Origin of the sequence: Arthrobacter sp. zg-Y895, assembly GCF_020731025.1 — a bacterium.
GTDB lineage: Bacteria > Actinomycetota > Actinomycetes > Actinomycetales > Micrococcaceae > Arthrobacter_B.
Genome location: NZ_JAJFZY010000005.1, coordinates 212530 through 236258, shown reverse-complemented (window position 1 = coordinate 236258; position 23729 = coordinate 212530). Strand labels below are relative to the sequence as shown.

Below are 23729 nucleotides of genomic sequence, written 5' to 3'. Positions count from 1 at the left end.
GCCGAAGGGAAAACGGTGGGCGGGAATTTTTCGATTCCCGCCCACCGTTTTCCCTTATTTATTTATTTATCTCATAGAATGGCGTTCCCCTCACAAATACCCCCGGAAAATCGAGGGACTTGTAGAGGGCTTCATGCACCTTCAGCTTTGTGATCCGCTCCGCTGTCTCCTTCGGCATTCCGCTAAAGCCAAGCTGCTCGAGTTCCCTAGGCGTCACATTCGGGACCTTGTGGATAAACCACGTGAGCAGTGGCTCCCCGTAGTTCGTATGCGTGTTCTTGAAGTGCGAGAGGTACTGGGAAGCAAGGATAACTCCGAAACCGAACTCGCGGCCCTGAAGCATGATGTCCATGAGCACGGGGAAGTCGTACCTCATGATGTTCACCGCTTCGTCAACCAGGAGGAACGAGTTCAATCGGCGCAACTGCTCCCCCGACTCCTGGTCGGCATACGGCCACTTCCTGCTCTGCAGCTTGTAGTCGTAGTACATATTCAGGAAGAGCACGACAAGGGCGTTCTTCGCGTTCTGGTCCGCGCCCAGATCACTGAGCGCGACTACAAGGACAGTGTCTTCTAGCAGGTCGCCAAAGGGGACAAGATTGTCCGGATCATCACTGAATATCTCTCCTAGGACGAACGTGCTTAACATACTGGTCACGGAGTCGGCCGTTCCGGTTACTTCCCTGTATTCGTCGAGGATTTGGGACAGAGTAGGCGGGCGCCCATTCTGGTCTTCGTAGAGCTTGGTAATGACAGTAACCAGCCGCTCACGTTGGACCGGTCCTACACCGGAATAGATTTTCGCCAAGATGTCGGTAAAGGCGGTTGCTCGCTGGTATGCCGCCAGCTTTGTGTAGCCGTTGGGCAGCGCAAAGATGTTGAGCGGGATACCCTGTGGGCGCAGGACCCGGCCACCAACTGCGGACAGGAACTCTTCGTCCTGAAAATCCCGCTTATAGTCAAAGACCAGCGTAGATACAGGCGTTTCCTGAACATCGCTAGCCTGGGACCGGAGCTGGGTGATGAGGGCTTTGAGCAGCTGGGTCTTGCCCGTTCCCAAATCGCCCACTACGCCAACGTTCATTTGGTTCAGGGCAGTGTTGCCCGGCCAGAAGACAGCTTCCTTGTTGCCGATCGAGTTGAGCACACGGCCGACCGGGAACCTTACGCCTTCACCGCGGATGCCGTCCTTAAAAGGTCTCTGGAGTGTTTCGGACTCCGGCATCGGATCAAAGGGTTCCGGCGTTGGCTCGACAACCGGCGGGGCTTGTTCCAGCGGGTCCAGACCCTGGTGGTCATCCTCTTTAACAGTGCCAGATTTATCCGCAGCGTCAGGCACTTCCTCGGGCCGTCCAGCCCCAGACTCTATACCCGGTTCCGGGATCGAAGCCGGAGCCGGAGCCGGTCGAGATTGTGTTTCTTCGGCATCGGGGTCCTGTGTGGCGGACCATTTCAGCAAACTGGCCCACTCGTCATTCATGGCACCCAGTCCGTCTTCGACCTGACTCAGGGCCACGCCTGCGTTAGCGACCAGTGCACCGTATTCGCCAAACCCGCTGGCCCGACCGGTGAAGGTTTCAAATCCCTCCCCTGCTTCGGTCTCCGCATCATGAAGGAAATAGGTGATGAGCGGCTTACCCAACTGGATTTGCATCTCGCCCAGCGCCACGTTCTGGAGCCTGTCCGCCAGCGTATTTGGGTGGGTGCTGTGGCGCGGAGACAGGCGGACACCTGTCTCCACAAGCGTGGCCATGGCATTAGCCCATAGCTCGCGGTCTGCCTCTTGTTCGCCGGCCCGCAGTTCATCCCATCTGGACTTCACCTTGCCAAGGAGTGCCATCGTCGATGCCAGCTGCTCGACTGCTTCGTTCAACACCGTGTGGCCCACACTGGGCAGTTTCTTGCTCCCGCCCCCATTGGATCCAAGACCGTAGAACTTGATCTCGATCGGCGTCAGGGTGAGGCCCGTATCGTCAAGCCCCAGCACCAGAAGATCGGCACGCCGGTTGGACGCCTCCTGTGCCGCCCCGCCCGAGAGCGCCCGGAGGAATGTGTCACAGGCATCGATCGGAAGAACGAACTGTTCGGCTTCACCCGGACCTGCCAGATCCATGAGCGCGAAAGCCAAGTAGAATCCGAGTGCTCCAGCCGCATGGGTTCCGCCCATGGACAACAGCGACGAAAGCCCAACTCCACGCGCCCCTAGCTTTCCCAGAAGCTCATCGATTGCCCCTTGGGATGGTTCAGCGCCCTGCGCTTTGGCCAGCATGGACCGGATTTGGTCACGAAAGCCTGGTGGAACCCGCGTGACGGAAACGAAAGGCCTGCGTTCCAGAACAGGCACGTCCCCCTTCTCTAGGAAAGGCGGGCGCCATTCCCAAAGCATCTGGGCGTTTCCGCTGGAGGTCTTGATGAGTTCCGCCATGGCACTGGGACTCATCAAGGCTTCACCAGACACAGTCCAGTCAGCCGATTTATTGACCAACAAGGCATGGAAGAGCTTCGAGGTCACCTTCGGCTGCACCGACGCTCCTTCCAAGGCCATAAGTGCCCGGGTGAACGGCTCCCACCCCGTTCCTGTCCTTAGGGCAGGGTGGGATTCCGCCGCTCTGGCTCCGGCGGATGGTGGAAGGTAGGCCTCCAGACGACGAAGAGGGGTCCTTCCCATCACTCCGTAGTTACCCTGCCCGTTGACCCCCACCCCTACACGTACTCCGCTGTCCTGGAGAATGCGGATATTGCAGACTTTGGGCGTATTGGACGAGTGCTGGTATCGCGACCAGGTCAGGGGGATTCCACCGGATTCACGGACCAGCCGGGTAACAGCTTCTCTGGGCGCCTCGCCCCCACGGTTCAGTGAGTCCCAGATGCGTGCCCCGCCGGTCAGCTGGAGCGACGATTTTCCGGCCCATTCCTTGACAGTCGACAGGACCGCATCGTCGACCTCGCTGAGGCGGGTAGTCGGCGTTCCCGCCGCGAGGTCAACGGTCAGGGTGGAAACGTGGGGGTTCATCTTCCGGTAGTTCCGAAGTGCTGCGGCTGCGGCCGTGGCATTGAGGCCGCTCGCTGCGTTGCCCGGCGCCGGGTATGAACCCAGCTTTCTGGGTGCAAGCAGCGGCGCAGGGCCGTCCACTGAGGCCTCCACCAGCATGGACCAGCCAAGAAAAACCTGTCCCTTCCCGCTATCCGTCGGAACGGCAATCATCTTGCCGTTTTCGCTGTCCCGCGGTCCGATGAGTGGGATATTCCAACCTTCAACGGTGCCGGCCAGTTCCTCAGCCTTGGACGCATGCCATAAAGTGCTCTCGACTCCGGCCAGCCATGCCAACCGAACCGGATGCAACGGACTCAGGAGAACCGATTGGCATCCGATGGCACCTTCCGTCTTCCATGCGGAAATACTGAAGGGGTAGGTGGCCCAGAATATAGACTCGGCGTTTCCTCCTTGCCGCGCATACTCCACCAGAGAGGCGTACGCGTCCAGGTAGCGGTGCAGGGCAAACTTGCCTTCGTCGGAGTCCCATAGATGGCGCCAAGATGACCGCGAGGGCCAGGCCCAGAACTCCACGCCGTCTGCAGTCCTGGCCTCGATGGCTTCCCCGACGCCTAGCTCCTTGAAGGCATGACGGAACTCATCCGCCTCTACAGACTCTGTGATGTCCGCAGGGACGGAGAAGTCGGAGATATCGGGCCAGTTGGCTGCCATGTCGCCACCCATCAGGAGGCCCCTGACTGGCAAGAGGTCCTCGAAGCCACCTTCACCGTCGACGGGAACGGCGACATGTCCGAGTGTCCGTAGGAGCATTTCCCAAGCATCGCCGCCTATGGACGAGCTGAGGAAGGACTCATACGCCCCGCGAACGGATTTCTGTGTGGCCGGGTCGGCGCTGGCCGGTCCGATCTGTTGGTTGTGTACGGCGGCAACCACCGGGGACTCAAAAGGCGTCTTGGGCTGAGCCGTGGTCAGCTGGAAAGACTGCTCGCCGATCATGATTTCTATCGCATTGCCGGTCGGAAGCTTTGCCCACCAAACATTGGGCTGGTCGTGCAGCGGCGCTGCCGCTGTTCCTTCGACGAAGGCTTCTGGTTCTGCTTCGAAGCCTGCCCACAGGACTGCTTTATAAGGATTCCGGACGTCCTGCAGCTCTACGGAGTAAGGCGCTTCACTAAGTACGGCTTCACCAAATGCGCTGTACTTCTCAGGTCCCAAATAAGAGATCTTCCCGGCACCGCTCCTTCCCTTCTCGGGCCAGTAGAGCATCCCGGCGCCGTCGGGTCCCCTCAGGATGACGGTGCATGTCGCCGAGTCATCCACTTTGCCGGCCAACGGATCCTGCGGGCTCATCTCGACGCCGATCGAAATGGGTTTGGGGACGTACGTAAAAGGAGCCTTGCCGACAGATCGAACCAGATGGCCTACAAAGTACAGCCCCCCGTCGCCGTCCCGTTCCAGAACACCTGCCAACTGCGTTCGAGGTGCCCGGGCGCTTAGAGTCAGCTGGCTACCGTCCACCTCGTTCACCGGACTGAGCGTCGGGATCTTGATACGAACGGTTTCGGATACCAGTTGGAGCGAGGCCTGCCCGCCGGAGACCTTGGTCTCCAACAAGAACGGGGTCGTGGCGCCTGCAGGAATGTCGCGGCTCTGGCCGGTCTCCGAGAGAAGGACCAGTTCCGCCTTTTTCTTCTGGGTGTTCTGCGGATCGACAAACTGGCCTTCTGTGAGGCCAGCCAACGCTTGGACTGATGCAATATCGTCTCCGTGCCGGATGAATGCAGAGAGCGTGTTCTCCTCTGCTGCCAGGGTCTGGTCGAACCCTTTCCATTCCATCTGGCTCAACGAATGCGTCCCCGAGAACGTCTCTGGGTGATGATCGAGCTGCTTGACTGTCATCTGGACTTGATCCTCGTCGGACCACCACTGTTCGAGCGCGTCTATCAGGACGCCATGCTTGCTAGCGAGGCCAGCGGTCTTCGCTGGCCTCGGCAGGCCAAAGGCTGCGTAGGTGTACCGCTCGAAAACGTCGTCCAGGCTCAGCTCCGGCTCGTGCGAGGCGGAGTGGGTGAGAATTGCCTGCAAGCGGTCGAATCCATCGCAAGCGTTTTCGAACCACAAGGCATTCCAGGCCTTGGTGCCCTGCCGGAGGTTCTCCTGAATTCGGCTGAGGTCGGCAAGGCCGGACGCCAACCGCTGCACGGCAGCGTCTCTGTTCCAATACGAAGCGTCGGTCTTTCCCGCATCGGAGAGCATCAGGTCCACCGCTTCGGAGGCAATGGCGACGAGGGATGCCCTTCCGGACGTGCCATTCGGGAAATCCTGGCCCAGGACCTCGCGGAAGGCCTGGATAAAGGATGCCAGGTCCGGGTGGCGTCCGACGACGACGGCGAGTCGGGATCCCTGACGGTATTGGATCGCGGACTGGGACGTGAGCTTGAGGCACCCGGGATCCGAAACGTTGTCGGTTCCCGCTGTGACGAGTATTGCGTAGGGAGGGGTGGCTCCCCTGAACTGGTTAGCTGCACGCACAATGTCTTCGCCTGCTTGCTCGCTAACTCCGTGCGGGAGATATGCTGCCGCCAGGCCGTCCTCATGTGCCAGGAGGCGTCCAAGCACGCGCCCCATAAGCCGGGATGGTTCCGTCATTTAGTTCCCCCTGAAAAAGCGCTCTGTACAATTACTGCCTGGTCCGCATCGGCGCTTCCGCGCGCGAGGCCGGCCCTCTCCAGCAGAGCGACCAAGTCGCTGAGTTCTGGTTGCATCCCCAATTCGGCCAGCGAGTCCATCACGGCCCCCACATTGGACTGATGCCCGGGTGCCCCGCAGGCTAGGCTCGCTACTACTGCAACCCATTCGGTCCCGGGTTCCACGGTCATATACCGGCCGTTAGATCTCAGGAGCCCGTAGTAGTCCGCCGACGGGCCCGTCGCATCGCGGGTCAGCAATGCATACTTCACTGCTTCCCACGCGTTGTTGGCCCCTTTTTCCTTGCTTCCCAAGGCCGCGGTCAGCTCGGAACGCAACTCGGGGTTCGATAGAAGCCGTTCCCACGCTTGTGCGTAGGTTTCCCCGTCGGGATAGTCCTCTAGCTCTTCGAATAGGATCCTGCGTATCCTGTCCCCGCGGTGGATTCGCCAGCTAAGCACTGGGGCAACGTCGCGCACCGATGTCGTGGAGCGTGAGGACTTCCACGGCAGGATCTCCCCTACTTGAGGAGTGAGCCAATCGAATAGTTCCTCCTCTAGAGCGGGTGACTCGCCCTTGAGGAGCTTTCGGGCGATCGTTTCGTACCACGCCGCTTCCCACAGGAACCCCATTCCCAGCCCCAACCGAAGGACCGTCGTCGCCCAGTCGACCCATACCCGTGCCGGAAGGGCTTCGACCCAGGTACGAGACGTTAGCGTGTCCCACGAGCGTGCCAACCATGAGTAGGGGGTGCCGGCAAGGATGCTCCCCGCAAAGGGCGCGCCAGGCTTCTTTGGGGATACTTCTTCTCGCGGTTTCCCAAGCAGTGACCCATTAACAGCCTCATCTAGGGCCCGAAGCAGGCTGTCCATTTCCATTCTCGCCGTTGCTGCGCCGACCCAACGTGTCGTCATACCCCCTGACGTGTCTTGCTCGGCACCGCCACCCAGAAGATACATAGTTTCCATGATCCGCGCGAGGTCGGGCGGATTCTTCGATCCCTGCAGTCCGCGCATGTTTTGAAGCAATGCCAGGCCCGGTGTTATGGGAGTGGCAGGCTGTTTTCCGCTCTTTTCGGCTCGAACACCCACCACGCTGTTCAAGACAGCACGGGCCAAAACCTCTGGTGCGACCTGCGACCTCACACCCGATTCTTTGAGTGCCTCGCCAAATTCGGCCAGGCCTTCATGGGTCACAGGCTCCGTCGCTCGGAGGGTGAATGTCTTTGGCTGCTTTTCCTGCTTCTCCGGATCCATCCGGTAGACCAGGCCTGTAGGTTCCCCTCCGAGATCGACGTCGAACGCCTTCCAAGCAAGCGCGGAGATTAGTGCTTCGGGAACAGCCACGTATTGCGGCCGTGGGAGCGGGAGGATCATCTTTTGTTGTATCGACACGTCTTACTCGCCCCTCACGCTTAGGTTTGCTTCTTCGTCATTACTGACCACGCTGTAGTGCGCACCATCCAGCTGGGCTGGGACTAGTCTTGCCGCCCGGAAGCGCTCAAGACGCGGCGAAGTGGCATCCGTCAATTCCGTCACGCCGGCATGCCCGTCGTTGGAAGCCAATGCCTCGCGAATGAGCGAAAAGTCCAATGCGATCGATGCAACCCGTTTTGCATGCTCGGATAGGTGCAGAACTACAGAGTCGGACTCGGCTTCCGTGTCCATCGCAATGTCCCCCAGCTTCAGCGCTAACTTAGGTTGGATCTGGGTCCCCCGGATGGGGTTTGTGCGGCTGTCGAAGACCGGAATCATCGAAGATGCACCGTACTCCCCCGGCCGGCTGGACGGCCGGAGCAGGGTCCTAAGCCGGGCATCGAGTTGATCGGGCACTACCGGAGTCTGGTCCCAGGTTTGCGTCCACAGGACAATTTCGCTGCGGAAGGCTGGAATGCCGTTCGCAACGGCATACAGTCGGGTCAGGTAGTCGCCGTACCACGCGATAGCCTCGTAGCGGGCACGATCGGTGAGGACCGGATCCCACATCAAGGCCACGAAGCTGGCGTCGAGGCCGCGGTCGAAATCCGTGACAACCTCGTGAAAGCAGTCCTCTTCCGGAAGTGCAGACCGCAGGGTATCTATGGGGGACCCCTGGGCCATATATCCGTTAAAGGCATCGGATACCGGGGTTGCCCATCCGGAATCCCATGTCCCGTCGAAACGGCCGGGACGTGCGTCCTTCGTTGGGTCGACAATGTGCGTAAGTCGCGTTACTGGATTAGACAACGGTTCATACGGCTGTCGGGCGCCGAATATTGCCTGCGTGTAGCGAAGCCCGGCCAGGCGCTGGTATGAGGCAAAGCGCGCGCTGGGGTCCCCCTCGGGCTGGCTTTCCCGGAGGAACGAAGACAGCTCCTCACTGGATATCGTGCTCGGAAGCTCGCCGACGACAGTCCGCGTTATCGCACCCCACAATTCCCTGAAGGTCATCCGCTGGGTCGAGGCGATCTCCGCGCTCCTCAGGATTGACACCAGATTGTTGCGCAGGGATTGGTTGCTGAGCGCCTGGATGTTCGCGGCGATGGGGTCGACTAAATCCACATCGCCACTGTTTTGGTGCGCCTTCTGCAGGATGGCACCCACTTCGGCAAACAAGACCCCGGCGGGAGTTTCCCGCGATTTCTCTGAGCGCTCGATGAAATCCTGGACGCTGTATGCCTTCGCTTCTATTCGAGGGGTGGAGTTCTCTCCCTGGGTAATGCGCACCCGCGGGCTGACCTCCAACATCGAGCAGGTATCCAGATAGACGGCAAGGATCTCCGCTCGAGGGGTGCCGCCTTCCGTTAGGGTGCCGGACTTTAAATAGTCCTTTGTGGCGTGGGCGGATATTCCCCATAGTCCGTCCTGGCTTTTTCCTCCGTGCAGCCACGCCACGAGGCATGCCCCTGCTTCGGCATCCGTGGAACCAGACAGCGGGTTCCCCGATTCTTCGACAAGGATTCCACGGTTTACGCACGCGAGAAGGTACTCCCCACCACGCGCAGCATTCGAGGCGTCCAAGACTAGCGAGCCCTGTTCCTGTCCGTGGTTCCGGATGGTTGCATCATTGATGACGACCAGCCGGTCGTCACCGGACGGACCGACTGCATATTCGTAGGTGCGATGGGCGAGACCGTCGTTGTGTGCGTTTACCTCACGCCATTCCGATACCACTGCTGCGGCCGCATGGGACTTCCCTGCGCCGGGTCCTCCGATGAGGAAGAGCATCCGGGGGAGACCACCGTTTCGGAGACCGTCGCTGAACCACTCTGTTGCCTCATCGACCCCTGCCGCCCGGGGTGCGGTAGGCCAGAAAGAATCAACGGAATCCGAAGGCCGCGCAGCGACGTCGGATCCTCCTGTCGACCTACTCCAAAGTTCTCGGAGCGCACCCCAGTAATCCACTGAATCCTGCATATTTCCCCCACTTTTTGCTGCATCTGTGGCAGTCTCGATTTCCAAAGAACCACGCGACACGTTTATCAGGACTAAACGGCCGGCATCCACGATGCTCGCAATGACCTCCCCACCTTCGCAATGCTCTCCAAGTCCGGTGACCCACAGGCGAGTATCGCCCCTCGTGGCAGACCGGTAGAAGTTTGCCTTGGTCTCGATCAGCTCGCCAGCAGGGTCGAGAAGCGTTGCTGTCACCGATACTTTGTGTTCAGGACCGTTTAGCTGCTTGCCGTAATTGTGGATGCCGTGTCGATGTAGGAATCCACGGTACTCCCACGTGGCATCGAGGATGGACTTTTCAAGGCCCGTCTTCGTTGGAGACAAGAGTGCATATTCGAGACCTAGTTCATCGAGACTGGCGAGGTTGGCACGCTCCACCTCGGTAAAATCCCCCATTGGTGCCATTAAGCAATAACCTCCGCTATTTTTCGTCCGACCGCATTAGACAACCACGGCGAGACGGCATTTCCAACCTGCGAATACTGGGGCACTTCAACCTTGCGACGCTGCGCACCGGTCGTTTCCTTACCGAGGAACTCAAAGGTATCGGGGAACCCCTGGAAACGGGCAAGCTCGCGTACCGTGAAGATCCGAGGCTTCTCGGGGTGGACGTAGTCGTCCGGGAGGGTAACCACCGTCCTGGCCGGCATGTCCCATCCCAGTACCTTCTGCGAGTGTTTCCTCGTGCCAAGCTCCATAACGAGGTCCACGAGTTCCTCAAGGTTATTCGCGAGCCGGGTGCCGTCCGGGGACTGGGCCGGCATTGTCGCTCCCGCTAGCTGGGTCTTCGCGTACAGCTGTGCATCTGAGAACGGGAGTGACGTCACCTTGGAGACAACCTTTTGGTCCAGGCCCTCTGCGCTCAGGTACTGGTAGAGGCGGAAACGCTGCATTGTCTTGGGCGCGTGCTTCCGAGTGACGTGGTTCAAGACCCGCCCCCGCCGTGGCAACCTGCAGATGTCCTCTTTGTGCTTGAGGTCGGCCAGGTATTCGCTGTTTCCATGATCGGGCTTGCCGTCCTGGAGATCGGCGACAGCATGGCGGACAGTGCGCAGGGACGTACGGGTGATTGTCGGTTGCGGAGCGAGGGGAGGCACCGTCCCTACCTCATCGGCGAACCCGGACCGCCAAAGGGTGCCCTCAGTTTCGATTCCCTTTGCTGCTGCGATGTCCGCACGAAGGCCGATAATCATGAGCCGGGGCCTGTGCTGGGGTGCGCCGTAGTGCATTGCGTTGACATGCACTCCCTGGACTTCGTATCCGGGTGCTGTTTCCCGGAGGGCCTGCTGCAACTGCACGAATGACGATTCGAGGTCTTCAGAGAATCGCTGGTTCATACCAACGACGTTCTCGATGACGACGGCTTTTGGCTGGACCTTTTCGACGAATTGGAGGTATTCCCAGGGCAGCTTGTTCCTTGCGTCTTCCGGGTTACGACGACCAGCGAGCGAGAAACCCTGGCAGGGAGGCCCGCCCACCACCAGATCGATCCCCTCAGCTGCAATTTCACTCATGACCTCTTCGTCGCTGAGGAGGGCAGAAAGCTCACGCACTACTACACGTGCTGAGGCTTGCTCCTTGACCGGTGAGTTGACATGGCGCATCCAGCCCGAAATATCCGAGGCGTCGCCCACCAGATTGTGGTAGAAGGTCCGGGCAGCCATATCGGATTTTTCGACGGCCAGTACCAGCTCGCCGCCCGCCTGTTCGATACCGAGGGACAGGCCGCCGCAGCCGGCAAAAAGGTCAATATATTTCATCACCGTCCCATTCTGCCGTACGGCACGGACAGAAGTCCAGGACGGGCCCACCGCGCTGTGGGCGGCGTGCTCCTTACCCGGCGCTCCGGTGTGCTTTGGCTGGTCCACCGAGATACTCCGTCACCGCGGCTGGAACTCCCTGCGACGCCTTGATGTCGCACTCCCACACCACGAGGCTTTCCCATCCCAAAAGGTCCAGTTGGGCTAGCTGCTGCTCGTCCCTGGCCTGGTTTTTCGCCCGCTTATCCCGCCAGAATTCGGTGTTGGTCTTGGGCAGGCGCGATCCCACTGGACAGTCATGGCCATGCCAGAAGCACCCATTTACGAAGACGACTTTCTTGCGGCTGGGAAACACGAGATCTGGTTTTCCCGGCAACTTCCGGTCGTGTAGCCGGTACCGGTGTCCCAGGGCGTGAAGGCCTTTGCGCAGGAGCAGCTCGGGTTTGGTGTTCTTTGACTTGATTTTGGCCATGTGGGCGCTGCGTTGCCCCGGGTCCATGAAGTCTGCCACAACCCCATTCTAGGAAGCAGGCGCTTTCGGCAGAACGAAAATGTCCGTGGTGAAGATTACAGTTGGGCTCAGATGTTTCTAGGGGGAATCATGTTTAACGGTCAGGCGCGGGGTGGGGAAGACACTCGCGGTCCAGCGACAAGTGGTTTGGTACGGTCATTACCGGGCAACGTACACGGCGTGCCTTATCGGCACGAGCTTCCTGCCTCAGTCGACTACCCGGGCCTGTATGCCTGGCAGCAGGAGGCGGTCGATGCCTGGAGAAGCCAGGCGCGCCGAGGCATAGTCGAAGCGGTAACGGGCGCGGGCAAGACCCGAGTGGGTGTCGCAGCTGCCTCTGATGCCCTGCGGAAGGGCTTCAAGGTGCTTGTGCTCGTGCCCACGACTGAACTCCAGAACCAATGGGTCCGAACCTTGAAAAAGACCCTTCCGGGCGTCAAGCAAGGCACCCTCGGGCACGGGCGGCAGGACTCCCTGGCAACAGTTGACGTTCTGGTGGCCATTGTCCATTCAGCTGCGACAAGGGAGCTCCTCGCCGGACACAAGGCGGGGCTCCTCATCGCCGACGAGTGCCATCGCTACGCGTCGCCGATGTTCGAGAATGCGCTGCAGGACGGGTTCGACTGGCGCCTGGGACTCACCGCTACGCACGGACGCACGGACGGCGCCCAGCTCGACCGGCTTGATCCGTTCTTTGGCGATGTGGTCTATTCCCTCTGGTATGACCGTGCCTTGCGTGATGAGGTGATTTCTCCCTTCATAGTGGCTCTGGTGGGCGTAGACCTTGCGCCCGCAGAAATGGCTGAGTACCAAAAGCACACGGAAGTGATGAATGACGCCGGCCGGTGGCTGGAACGGTATGAACGCATTATGCCTAGTCCTTTCGCGAAGTTCATAGCCGCGGTGGGCCGGCTCACCGAGACAAAGGAGGTGGGACTGGCTCCCACTCTGGCCCGCAAGTACATGACGGCGATGTCGACCAGGCTCGCACTCCTCGCGGAAACCGAAGCCAAGAACGCAGCGATGTCCCATCTGCGGGAGACCGCCGCAGCTTCAAGGGGAACCCTTATCTTCACCCAGAGCCAGGCGTCCGCCCGCGCAGCACAATCCATCTTCGATGGAACCGATTGCCGTGCATCCGCCCTGTATAGCGGAGTGGACGAGGCGGAGCGGGCTTTGAACATGGAGGAATCCGGCACCGGCATTTCCCAGGTGCTTGCAGCTCCTCGAATACTGGATGAAGGTATCGACGTCCCCGAAGCCGATCTGGGGATAATCGTCGCTGCCAACCGCAGCCAGCGACAGATGGTCCAGCGTCTGGGACACATCATTCGAAAAAAGGCCGACGGCCGCCATGCTCGTCTTGTCGTCTTGTACGCTAACAACACCGTCGAGGACCCCACCATCCGCGGGGACGAGCACCTTGGCCGCATCCTTCCCCACGCAAAGGAGCTCGAGTACTTCGACATCTCGCGCGACCTGGATCGGCTCATTGCATTCCTCGCATATCCCCTTTCCGAATCGCCTGCCGCCGAGTCGGGTCCCGAGGGGGCAGTTCCCGTCGGTCCGACAGTCGGTCAGGGTTTTCAGGGTGCCCCGGGAGATTCAGGGGTCCAGCCGGAAGTGCCGGAACCGGCCGTCGTCGTCGACCTGGATGAAGAATCCCCAGACGTCAATGTCGATCCGGTTCGCGACTATGTGCGGCAAATCGGGAAAACTCCCCTCCTGACGGAAAGCCAAGAGGTCGACCTCGCCCTGCGGATCGAAGCCGGTCTGTACGCCGAAGAGAAGCTCGCAGCCGATCCGAACATGGCCCCCAGGCTCAAGCGCGAGCTGCAGTGGGTTTCGCACGACGGCAGGCGCGCCAAGAACCACCTCATCGAGGCCAACCTGCGCCTCGTGGTGTCCTTGGCCAGACGCTACACAGGACGTGGTCTAGCGTTCTTGGACCTTATCCAAGAAGGAAATATTGGCCTTATACGAGCGGCTCACCGCTATGACTACGCTAAAGGCTTCAGGTTCTCGACATACGCCACGTGGTGGATCCGCCAGGCCATCACCCGCGCCATGGCGGACCAGGCGCGTACCATCCGCATCCCGGTTCACATGGTGGAAGCCATGAGCAAGCTAAGGGGAATCCGGCGCCAACTGGCACTGGACCTCGGGCGTGAACCTTTACCCGAGGAAACGGCCCTACGGGCAGATATGAGTGTTGAGAAGGTCGAGGAGCTGCAGTCTTACGGGCACGCTCCCCTTTCCCTGAATCTTCAGGTTCCGGGCCTCACTGAGGGCGATGACTCGCTCGCCGACATTATCTACGACCCCAGCGATCAGACTCCGCCAGAAGTCGTAAGTTTCACGTTGCTCCAGGAACAGCTTCATTCGGTGCTAGATACGCTGTCGGAGCGTGAAGCCGGTGTTGTTGCCATGAGGGTCGGCCTAACGGACGGCGAACCGAAGACACTCGATGCGATCGGCAAAGTTTACGGCGTTACACGAGAACGTATCCGCCAGATTGAGAAGAAAACGATGGCAAAACTTGCACATCCCTCCCGTTCGCAGGTTCTTCGGGACTACTACGACGGTCATGTGCCGTTGCCATCATCCAGGTTCATGCCCGAGTCCGGTCCCCTGACCCCACAGTTACTGGAGGACCCCCAGTTGGAGTTCGAAGTTGGTGAGCACGTTACGGTCATCGAGGGTCCCTTCGAGACCCTTCGCGGCGTGATCGCTCAAATCGAGCCCGACTCCGACCAGCTACTGGTCATGGTGACCATCTTCGAGCGAGAAACTCCTGTCACGCTTGGCTTCCAGCAGGTCTCGAAGATCGACGAGCCCCTTGGAGTTTTGTTCTAGTCCCAGCTAAGGCGCTGGGACTGAAATAGAGGTGGATACCTGATACTCGCCCTACCTTCGACTGGGATAACCCTTGTTTAGAAGCTTTTTGCCAACCGAGAGCTCGGTGCGCTGGACCTCCCCTGCTATGTCCAGCAGGGATCGTCCTTGAGTGTGCATAAGCGTAATACGCGCCATTTCTTCATCCGTATAAGGCTGGCCTTGCCGGTGGGCGCCGCGGCGGCTGGATAGATCGCCTGAGGGGGACAAGAGCTGCTCAACTAGGTATCTAGCCACCTCATCCGGGTCCTTGCCAGCGCGGTCCGCTATTCGTCCCACCGTCATGCCGTCCCTGCAGAGCGCGAGGATATTTTGCGCATCCGCCTGTATCCAGCCCTTGGGCAGCCGGTGATCCACCTCAGTCGGACTGCCTCCAAGCTGGTGCGCCTGAGGTGCTACAGGTGCCACACCGCTGCGACTGCCCGGCAGGAGTAAGCCGTTGCCCGTAATTCCCAGTTTCCTAGAATCCAGGGCGGCAACGAGCGCCTCATCCAATCGTTGCCCAATACCAGCTGTAACCCGCTTGCCTCCAAAAACCCGGACGGCCTGCCTCTTTAGCTCCTCCGGTGCGAGTCCGGCGGCATCCCGGCAGAGCTCAGCCATCGCATTGCCGATTTCCACCAGGCTGACGTGCTCTATCTTCCGCGGCTCAAATTCGTCGGCTTCCCGGTACGCTACCCACGTTGTCGGATCCAGCGACGTAGGCCAGACGAACTCGTCCCGGTCCACATGGAACTTCTTACGGTCGATCAGCTTCAAGACGGACGCTGCCCGCTGCCCGTTCACCTTGTTCAGGTCAAACTCGGCGCAGACCAGCTTCGCCAGCCGTGCCGTATGAACGGGCCCCTCGGCTTCGACAATCGCCTCGAGCACGGCACGTACGGTTTCGCGGGCGCGGGGAGATGAGCCGAGGTTGTCCAGGTATTCGATGCCGCCGGTTCCCCGGCAGGACCACGGGACGTACGGCTGAGCGTTCGACACCGGAGCAGCCGGAGGAATCGGGACAGCCTTGACCACAGCGGGCTCGGGCCGTGCCACGGGAACCGGCGCAACGACCGGCTCCCGCACCTCAACCTCGGGCTCCGCCAGCAGGTCTTCGCGACGGATTTCCTTCTCCAACCGGTCCAGCACCGCTGCCGTATCAGACAGCCACTCCGGCAGCCACACCCGCTGGACCGACGGCCACCGCAGCATCCGTGAAAGCACATCGGTGGGCAGCCCGTCCCGGTCCCCCACCGTGCCGCGGGCAGCCCAGACCGGCGAATCCAACAGCACCGCCATCAACGGGCGCTCCGGTTCCTCGGGCAGCGCCACGCTGATATCGACCTTGAAGTCGGACAGCCCGACGTCGGTGGAGACCACCAGCCCGCGCTCACGCAGGGCATCGGCGATCTGTTCCCGGTGACGGTCCACGGCGGGCTTCCGCCGGCCGTCGGACGGCAGGGCGTCGGTTCCACTGGCCGCGAGATCCAGGTAGCTGCGCAGGTGCTTGATGCCCAGCGACGAGGTCTCCTCCGCCCGCAGGTCGGACGGATCGAAGCTGGAGAACACGATGACCTGCCGCCGGGCACGCGTGACCGCTACGTTGAGCCGGCGTTCGCCGCCGCTGCGGTTCAGCGGACCGAAGTTCAGCGGCAGGTAGCCCCTCTCGTTTTTCGAGAAGCCGGTGGAGAACAGGATGGTGTCCCGCTCGTCGCCCTGTACGTTTTCCAGGTTCTTCACGAAGAGCCCGTCCGGCGCGTCCAGTGCTTCGGCAATCCGGGGGTCGTCGGCATCGCGCAGCAGCGACTCGATGTAGGCGCGTTGCTGCAGGTTGAAGGTCACCACGCCCACCGAGGGATACACCTGCGGCGAGGCGAGGAAGCGGCGGCGGATCTCCGCCACGACTGCCTCTGCCTCCACCGGGTTGGTCCTAAGCAGTTTGCCTTTGCCGGTCCGGTTGAAGTGCCCGCCGGTAACGCGGATGAAGTTCACGCCGTAGCCGTTCACGTCGGCGCTGGCGCTGCCGTGCACAGGTGCCGGGAAGGACGAGAGCTTGCTGTCGTAGTACTGCTGGTTGCTGAAGGCGATCAGTGATTCATCCTGGCTGCGGTAGTGCCAGGTCAGCCACTGCCGGGGAACCCGCGCCGATACGCATTCGGAGAGGATCGATTCCTCATCCGTCACCGTGTCCGCTGCGTCATCCTCTTCGTCGTCCCCGTCCAGGCTGGTTTCGGCGAAGGAGGTGGGCGGCATCTGCTTGCTGTCGCCGACGACGACGACGGAACGTCCGCGGCCCATCGCACCAACGGCGTCGGCCACCCGGATTTGGGACGCCTCGTCGAAGACCACCAGGTCGAACAGGTCTGACCGTGCAGGGAAGAAACGCGCCACGGAGTCGGGGCTGACCAGGACGCACGGCGTGATGCGGGTAATCAGCTCACCGAAATTCTCCAGCAGTGGACGGACCTTCATCCCGCGCTTGGAGCCCAGCTGGCGGTGCAGCTTGCCCATCTGTCCTGCTTCGGACTGCGGATTGAAGCTGCGCTGCGCTAACACTTCCGCGGGCACGGCGGCCTTCAGCTGTTGGCGGATGGCGGCGGAACGCGCGATGAAACGGTCAATCATCTTTTCGTGGCTGCGTGCCTCGAAGCGGTCCAACCCGGTCGCCGCCGAACGCTCGCTTTGGGCAGCGAGGGCAAGGCCGCGTTCGAACGCGCCGACGGCGTCGTCGGCAGGAATTGTCCCGGACTTGAGCTGCTCACGGGCAGCGCCCAGACCCGCAACGTTCAACGGCTCGAGTGCCTTGACGAAGTCCAGCCAGCGGGCCAGCGACGGCAGTCCGGGACGTTCGACGTCGCGGCCGCGGCTGGTCTGGTTCCAGCGGTCCACCAGAGTGGAACCGCCCAGCCACGCTTCGAGGTCCTCGTGCTCCACCCCCGCAGCTCTGAAAAGGTCAGCTGCAGCCTGCGAAAGATCGGTGGCAGTCTTCCCCACACTGTCGGGCACCTGCCCTGTCTTACGTAGGTAGGTGCGCAACACCTGCAGGAACGTCTGCTCCCCCGGCCTGCCGGTGACCTTGACAAGGTCAGACGCCCAACGGAGCCAATCCACCGAGTGATTCAGCATCTGCAGGCCTGCGTCGGTCAGCGGGTTCCAGGACTCTGGCAACCCAACACCCGGCACCGAAGCCGCCTCACCGGCCAGACCGCGCGTTGCGCTCTGGACGGTGAGCAGCGCTTCGGTGAGTGCAGGGATTTCCTTGGGTTTCACCACGATGCCGGGGCGGATGTAATCGGCCAATTGGTCGCGGACGGCGATCAGGCGTTTCTTCCGCCCGAAGAAACCGGATTCCGCCGCAGCAACTGCTTGGGCATGAAGATCTGCCATGGGAAGGTCCATGGCTTCGGGCACCACCTTGTCCAGCCCGGGATGGGCGGCACCTATAAAGGCCGAGACCTGGCTGCCCAGGCCCTCGATGGCGTTGTTCCACCGCCGGGAGGCCACTTCATCCAGCAGGTCCAGGTCTAGGGTGCCGGCGGACAGCACCTCCCGGAGCTTGGCGAGGTCGGCCACGGTGCGTGCCGATTCCACCACCCGGGCAAATTCGGGATCCGCCGTGGTCCGGTCAAGGGCGGCTTGGAACCGGCGGGCTGCGCCGTTCACGACCTCCGCCTTGGCTTTCGTAAGCGGGCGGGTGATAAACCCCCACGGCGTGCGGTCACCCGGAGCAGCTGGGTCGGCAACATCTGGAAGTTCGGCCAGCAGGCTTCGCAGCTGCTGCAACTGGTCAATGCTGGTCTTTTCGACAAAGGATTCCGGGACGGAGAGCGGCTCAGCTTCGTCCCCGACGGCGAGTTCCTTGGTCCGGGCACTGTAGAGCGAGAGCTCGGCGTTGTTTTCGTCGTGGAGGCGTGCGGCGTAGCGGACGAGTCCCCGCCGTGCCTTGTTCAGCTCGCTCACCGCGGCGTCCAGGCCTTGGCGGTCCGGATCGGCGTGGTGGTCCAGGGCGCGCCGGATCTGTTCCCGGACCGCGGCCGGTTTGCTCCCTTTGTCATGGAGGTCCAGCGCGAAGACACCCATGCCGACGTCGTCGAGCCGCTTCTGCACGACCTCCAGCGCTGCGCGCTTTTCGGCCACGAAGAGGACCCGTTTCCCGTCGGCCACGGCGCGGGTCAAAAGGTTGGTGATGGTCTGGGACTTGCCGGTGCCGGGAGGTCCTTCCAGGACGAAGGTCTTTCCTGCGACCGCTTCGGAGATGGCCTGCAGCTGGGATGAGTCTGCCGGGATGGGCACCCGTGCCGCGAGTTCGTCGAGGTCTTCGCCCGTTTCCGTGGTGGCCGGATCGGTGAACGGGTCAGTGGGCGTGCTGACCAGGTGGCGGACCAAGGGGTTCTTGGATAGTTCTTCCCAATGCTCGTCCAAATCCTTCCAGAGCCGGAATTTGGCGAACTGCAGGATGGACAGGTCCACGGTCGGTTCCACCCGGAACGGCAGTCCCTTGGCCTGGACGGCGGACCGCACTGCGCCGAGCGCAGCGTCCAGGTCGATGCCTGAGTGGTCCTCCTCCGGATCCGCGAGCCCGGGGATTTCCATCCCGTGTTCCATGCGGAGCTTTTCGAGCAGGCAGTAGTTCGGCGTCGAGCCGCCCGTTTCGTCCAGGACAACCTCGTAGGGACCCTGTTTCGACGTCGGGCGCAGTTGAACCGGCACCAGGACCAGCGGGGAACGGAGTTCCTTCCCGTCGAGGCTCCATACCAGCGACCCCAACGCCAGATACAGGTTGTTGGCACCGGTTTCCTCAATCAGGGTTCGGGCTTTATAGGCCAGGCTGCGCATCCGCGACTGGTAGCCGGCCTCGGTGACGTCGGCGAACACGGCGTGGCGCTTGACCAGCATGTCTGCCAGCTGTTCCTGCGGCAGGTCGCGGCCGTAGCGGACGCCTCGTTCGCGGTGCATGGCGGCGACGTCGTCGGAGGCGGCCAGCGTGATCGGGGTTCCGGCACTGATCAGGTCCTCGAACTGCCCGATCCAGCTGTCCGGTACCGCCAGCGGGAAGCGTGCGGTCTTGGTGAAATTGATCAGCCGGTTCCGCAGGCTGAGGTCAAGCAGCGCGTTCTTCCATTGGCTGATACGTGGGGGGAGCTGCTTGGCGTCGGCCCGGCTCTTGGATCCCCGTCCGCTGCCCTGGGGTACTGACGGCATTTCCGGACGCGGGGGCGTGTACTCGTAGACCTCAACTTTTCCGCCCGCGTTGGTGAGCCGGGCCGGGATGGGCCGGATGCCGGCGCTGCGGGCGCCGAAGATATCCACGACACCACGGACCTCGTCCATCTCTCCGGTCAGGTAGCGCTTGTACGCGGCGTCGTGCACCTCCTGCGGTCGGAAGGTTTCGCCGCCGTCCGTGACCATCGTGGATTCCAAGAGGCGGATGTTGCCCAGGTCCACTTCGTTGACCAGATAGGCCGCTTCTTCCAGTGCAGGAGTTTGGAAGTTGCGTTCATTTCGCCAGTAGCCAGCGAAAATGTGACCGTCCATCAACCACAGGTTTGCCTGCAACCCGGCGAACTCCAACGCCGCAGCCAGGATCACCGTGGTATCCATGCACGTGCCGAACTGGCCGTTGAGAACCTGCTCCGGGGTCCGGATCCTCTGGGCGTGCTGGCCCCACGACGGAGCAGGCTCGCTGTACCGGATGCCGCGGTTCTGGACCGCCCGGAAGATGGCCCAGGCAATCGCATCGGCGCGTTCGGAACCTGATTGGTAGCCGTTCAACGCACTGTTGCCGGTCTCTGCCTTCAGGAAGTCGGACGCTTCTGAGCACAGCTTCGCGATTTCCGGATGGTTGGGCTGGACGAAGGCCGCGAGGGATTCCAGCGCCAGCAGTCCGCGCCGCAGCTTCCAGTGCTGCGCTCCGAGCAGTTCAATATCCCGGCTGGCGGACGCCACGACGTCGTTATCCACCTTGAGCTCGGCACGGACGGTGCCCTGCTGGCGGTCTTCCAGCTGCAGCATGGCTGCGGGATCGCCCTGCAGATTGGGGCTGGACAGAGTAATGGAACCGCCTGCGGGGATATCCAGGTAATGTTCGCTGGTCCGGGATACAACGCCTATTTCGGCGGTGAGGCTGAGCTGCAGTACTGCCCCACGGATTTCGGGGCCGGGGTTCGCCACAACGAGACGGTTTATGACCTGCCCGCCGTTGTAGGACATGGCATAGCTAACCTCCGAGGCGGTCTCGAGGGTGATGGTGGTTCCCTGCGGAGCATGGACCGTTGGGGCCGGCCGCAGGGGCACTTCTTCTTTGTCCAAGGACAAGGGGACGAGGGTTGGCGCAGGCAGATCCTCTTTATCAAGGGACAAGGGGACCTGGACTGGGGTAGGAGCCACTGCACGGGGGCGCGGTGCGGCGGGGACCGGGGCGGGGCCAGCGGGGACCGGAGCCGCTGTGCTGGTGTCCCGGAAGTCTTTCAACAGCTGCTGGGCTTCCGCAGCCTGTTTGTCCAGCCGCATCCACCGCATCAATCGCAGGGACGTATCGATGGCCCGGGCCACATCGTCGTCGGAAAACGGCTCGTTGTGGGCCCAATTGTTTCGGACCTGCCGCAGTTCCTTGGCGTAGGCGCCGGCTTCCTGCGGGAGGGCAAACGGATAGCCCAGCGTCCCGAGGCGTTCAGTGAGTATGCGGAGCTGTGCCTGGACGTCATTGGCTTTATACGTCTTGAGTCCGCGGCCCGCCTGTTCATCCTTTCGGGACAGCAGCGACGGCCAGTCGACTCCGGGTGAAACTTCGGCCATCGCCCGTTCGATGTAGGGTTCCAGCCCCTTGGACAAGATTTCCAGGATTCGCCCGATGAACTCCCGGTTGGATAACGCCATGCCACTTCCCTACGCTTCGAGCGGCCCCTCCCCTGGCGCCGCTTTGCCAGAATATACCGCGGCTGGCTCGCTCCCGGGTTCATTCATACGCATATAAGACCGGTTGCTGTGCGCTCGAGGCGTTTCCGGTTCCTTTACACATTCAACGGGCTTCCCATGCCGCTAATGGAGTTACAAAAAGTTAGCTTCGCAAGTTACAAAAAATGTTCAGCTACCTCCGCTCAGAAAATGTCAGCGCCGGAACCTACTGTGATCCCTGTCGCAGCAATTCCGTCCCAGCATCAGGAGGCAGTTATGAGTTTTCCCGTACCTGTAGCACCGGCTCGGCCCTTCATTTCCGCCGCCGATACCGTTGCGGCCCGAAGCGGTATCTCTGTGCGTGTATCACCGAAGCACGGGTTGCAGGTCTGGGCTGTTGTCAGAACCCAAGGCAGCCAGGTCGCGGCAGTTCAGTCCGGGATTTGGAATCCTTCGTGTCCCGACGGACAGCGGAGTCTTTACGGCGCTGTGCGCCAGGCAGTGAACTACCAGCTCGAAGCGGGCACCCAGGAGATCTACTGCGACGACGAAAACGCTGCGACCAGCCTCCAGGCCCTGGGGGTGTCCGCCAGCTTCCAGTACCCTCCAGCCGTCGCCATCACTGCCCTGGACGAGGCAGTTGCCGTGGAAATCAACGGCCGGTTCGCACAACTGACCATCACCACCGATTCGTCGCGTGGAAAGTGCTTTCCCTGGCTCGGGCACGGCTGGGTACTGGACTTCGGCGGGGAAGCACGTGTGAAGCCGGGGCAGAAGGTCTCCGAAGGAGACAGCATCCTCGAAGGCGAGCTACGGTCAATCAGATTCGGCTTGCAGGCTGCCCGGGGTGTCTATTCATCGGCTTTGCAGGGCGGCACCGCCATCACTGTTCGGTCGGACAGCCAGCTGGCCCTCCGCATGCTCACGGAACCAGGTTTCGCACCGCCGTCGGCAAGCCGCTTTTGCCGCGAGGAAGTAGCTCGCATCCTTGGATACACCCGCGACGCCCAGGTGTGCTTCCTGTGGGTCAAAGGCCACAGCGGCGACCCGCACAACATGGCAGCCGACCGGTTGGCCGTGCTTGCCCGAAGGTCCCGCGAGGCCGATCTCAGCTTCGAAGCGGTACAGCGCCTCACAGCGTTGGCGCACCAAGATGTATTGAACGACATCCGGCGCTCCCGCATGGCACTGGCAGCCTGACCACATTTCTGATCAACGTCAAGCATTAGGGGATCCCATGACCCAGACATCACAGACATCTTCACCCAGTCCCTCGCGCCCTACCGCGCAGAAACGAGACGCGGCCATGGTGCAGAGGTACATCGAGGGGGAAACCCTCGAAGCCATCGGCGCCGACTATGGGGTTACGCGGGAGCGGGTCCGGCAAATCGTCAGCAAGGTGGGTGGCAGCATGGCGGCCGAGTCTCGCAAACGCCGGCTGGACAAACGGGAAGCGGAAATCAACGCCGCCGCCCAAGCCTTCATGGCATCGTACGGAGCCGTGGCGCGGACGGCCGCCGCGAGCGGATCGACCCGCACGGAGACCATCCTGAGACTGGCAATCCTTTTCCCGGAGATGGACAAGGACTTGGCAGAGTCGACCCTTCGGGATTCCAGTATCCGGTTTGATTCCCGGGCCCAGGACATATTCTCCAAAGCCGTTGTTGAAGCCGGTCTGTACTACCTTGTGGGCGCCGAGCTGGGTCTTGCTCCGGACCCGCATTTTGCAGCGGCTAACCTGGACCTCGACATGATGACGGAACTGGTCGCCGTCCTCCAGCAAGGAACAGCAGCAGAAGAAGACATCGCAACTATCCTCGGAATCATCGGCGCTGCCAAGCGCCACATCGCCAAGCATCCAGAAACGACGCTTACCGGATCGCGCTATGACGAACTACGCGACGAACTTGTCCCCGCCCTCGGTTGGGAATCCCGCCAGGGTGCGTCCCCCTGGCCGCCGACCCGGCAAACCGTCATGGGGAAGTACACGTATTGGAACGCCGCTTTGGAATCCATCGGGCTGGCAGCGAATCAGCGCGGCCGGACGCCAGGCTTGGTGAAGTTCACCGAAAAGCTTTACCAAAAGGCTATCCGTGACTTCGTGACGGACATGCAGTCGCGCAACCTGCACCCCAGCCATGGGCGCTATGCGGAATGGTGTGCAGACATGAATGCTGCAAACCACGAGTACCCCTCGCCCGCTGCCCTGCGCAATTTCTTCGGTTCCTGGACAGCAGCTCTCCGCTATATCCAAGAACATCCCGCAGCACCGGCAGAGAGCGCAGTCGCTGAAGATAAAGACAATGGCGCTACTCGAGACCCCGTGGCCAGCGGCAAGAAGGAAACGACTGTCGAAGCAGGGGTTGCAACGTGTCCGATTTGTTCACACGAGGCCTGGCCCATCGTCCGCGGCCTGTGGTGTCCGCCAAGTGATGGATCGAAGCCCAAGGTCTGGCCTGCGGGATGCGTGATCACTGACGGACCCCAGCCGCAATGGCGGTGCATGGACAGTTCCTGCGGCTGGGATTGGTAGTTGCAATAGCGGGGCCTGCCGGCAAGGACCCGTCAGC

8 protein-coding genes and 2 pseudogenes are annotated in these 23729 nt (G+C 61.5%); 4 read left to right on the top strand and 6 right to left on the bottom strand.

The genetic code is table 11. From position 1 onward, the window contains the following. Positions 1-58: 58 nt before the first annotated feature. From LJ760_RS11950 to LJ760_RS11930, 5 genes are all read right to left on the bottom strand, one after another. Entirely contained in the window at positions 59-5644 is a 5586-nt protein-coding gene (locus LJ760_RS11950; RefSeq protein WP_227923234.1) for an ATP-binding protein, read from the bottom strand. After that, complete coding sequence (locus tag LJ760_RS11945) at positions 5641-7029, bottom strand: hypothetical protein (RefSeq protein WP_227923231.1); 1389 nt, start codon at positions 7027-7029, stop codon at positions 5641-5643. The genes LJ760_RS11950 and LJ760_RS11945 overlap by 4 nt, the downstream gene beginning before the upstream one ends. A 51-nt stretch (positions 7030-7080) precedes the next feature. Then, entirely contained in the window at positions 7081-9513 is a 2433-nt protein-coding gene (locus tag LJ760_RS11940; RefSeq protein WP_227923229.1) for a hypothetical protein, read from the bottom strand. Between the two features lie 8 nt (positions 9514-9521). After that, entirely contained in the window at positions 9522-10877 is a 1356-nt protein-coding gene (locus LJ760_RS11935) for a DNA cytosine methyltransferase (protein WP_227923293.1), read from the bottom strand. A 73-nt stretch (positions 10878-10950) separates the two neighbouring features. Beyond that, the gene (locus LJ760_RS11930) at positions 10951-11388 is read right to left on the bottom strand and encodes a very short patch repair endonuclease (protein WP_227923227.1); all 438 of its coding nucleotides are present in this window, start codon (positions 11386-11388) and stop codon (positions 10951-10953) included. A gap of 72 nt (positions 11389-11460) precedes the next feature. Between LJ760_RS11930 and LJ760_RS11925 the strand changes: the two are divergent. Continuing rightward, positions 11461-12714, top strand: a pseudogene (locus LJ760_RS11925) (DEAD/DEAH box helicase); the annotation flags it as partial. A gap of 351 nt (positions 12715-13065) precedes the next feature. Continuing rightward, positions 13066-13971, top strand: a pseudogene (locus LJ760_RS11920) (RNA polymerase sigma factor); the annotation flags it as partial. A 324-nt stretch (positions 13972-14295) separates the two neighbouring features. On the opposite strand, the gene LJ760_RS11915 reads toward LJ760_RS11920, so the two are convergent. After that, on the bottom strand, positions 14296-21141 hold the full coding sequence (locus LJ760_RS11915) for a DUF4011 domain-containing protein (RefSeq protein ID WP_227923226.1): 6846 nt from the start codon (positions 21139-21141) through the stop codon (positions 14296-14298). Between the two features lie 507 nt (positions 21142-21648). Here LJ760_RS11915 and LJ760_RS11910 point away from each other — a divergent pair. Beyond that, positions 21649-22359: a ribonuclease HI gene (locus LJ760_RS11910; RefSeq protein WP_227923225.1), complete on the top strand. Its 711-nt coding sequence runs from the start codon at positions 21649-21651 to the stop codon at positions 22357-22359. Positions 22360-22396: 37 nt separating this feature from the next. Then, complete coding sequence (locus tag LJ760_RS11905; RefSeq protein ID WP_227923223.1) at positions 22397-23692, top strand: sigma factor-like helix-turn-helix DNA-binding protein; 1296 nt, start codon at positions 22397-22399, stop codon at positions 23690-23692. Positions 23693-23729 lie beyond the last annotated feature (37 nt).

Excerpts from the sequence above, each read along its gene's own strand:
- LJ760_RS11950 (WP_227923234.1), bottom strand. The coding sequence starts at position 5,644 with ATGACGGAACCATCCCGGCTTATGGGGCGCGTGCTTGGACGCCTCCTG.
- LJ760_RS11940 (WP_227923229.1), bottom strand. The coding sequence starts at position 9,513 with ATGGGGGATTTTACCGAGGTGGAGCGTGCCAACCTCGCCAGTCTCGAT.
- LJ760_RS11935 (WP_227923293.1), bottom strand. The coding sequence starts at position 10,877 with ATGAAATATATTGACCTTTTTGCCGGCTGCGGCGGCCTGTCCCTCGGT.
- LJ760_RS11915 (WP_227923226.1), bottom strand. The coding sequence starts at position 21,141 with ATGGCGTTATCCAACCGGGAGTTCATCGGGCGAATCCTGGAAATCTTG.
- LJ760_RS11905 (WP_227923223.1), top strand. The coding sequence starts at position 22,397 with ATGACCCAGACATCACAGACATCTTCACCCAGTCCCTCGCGCCCTACC.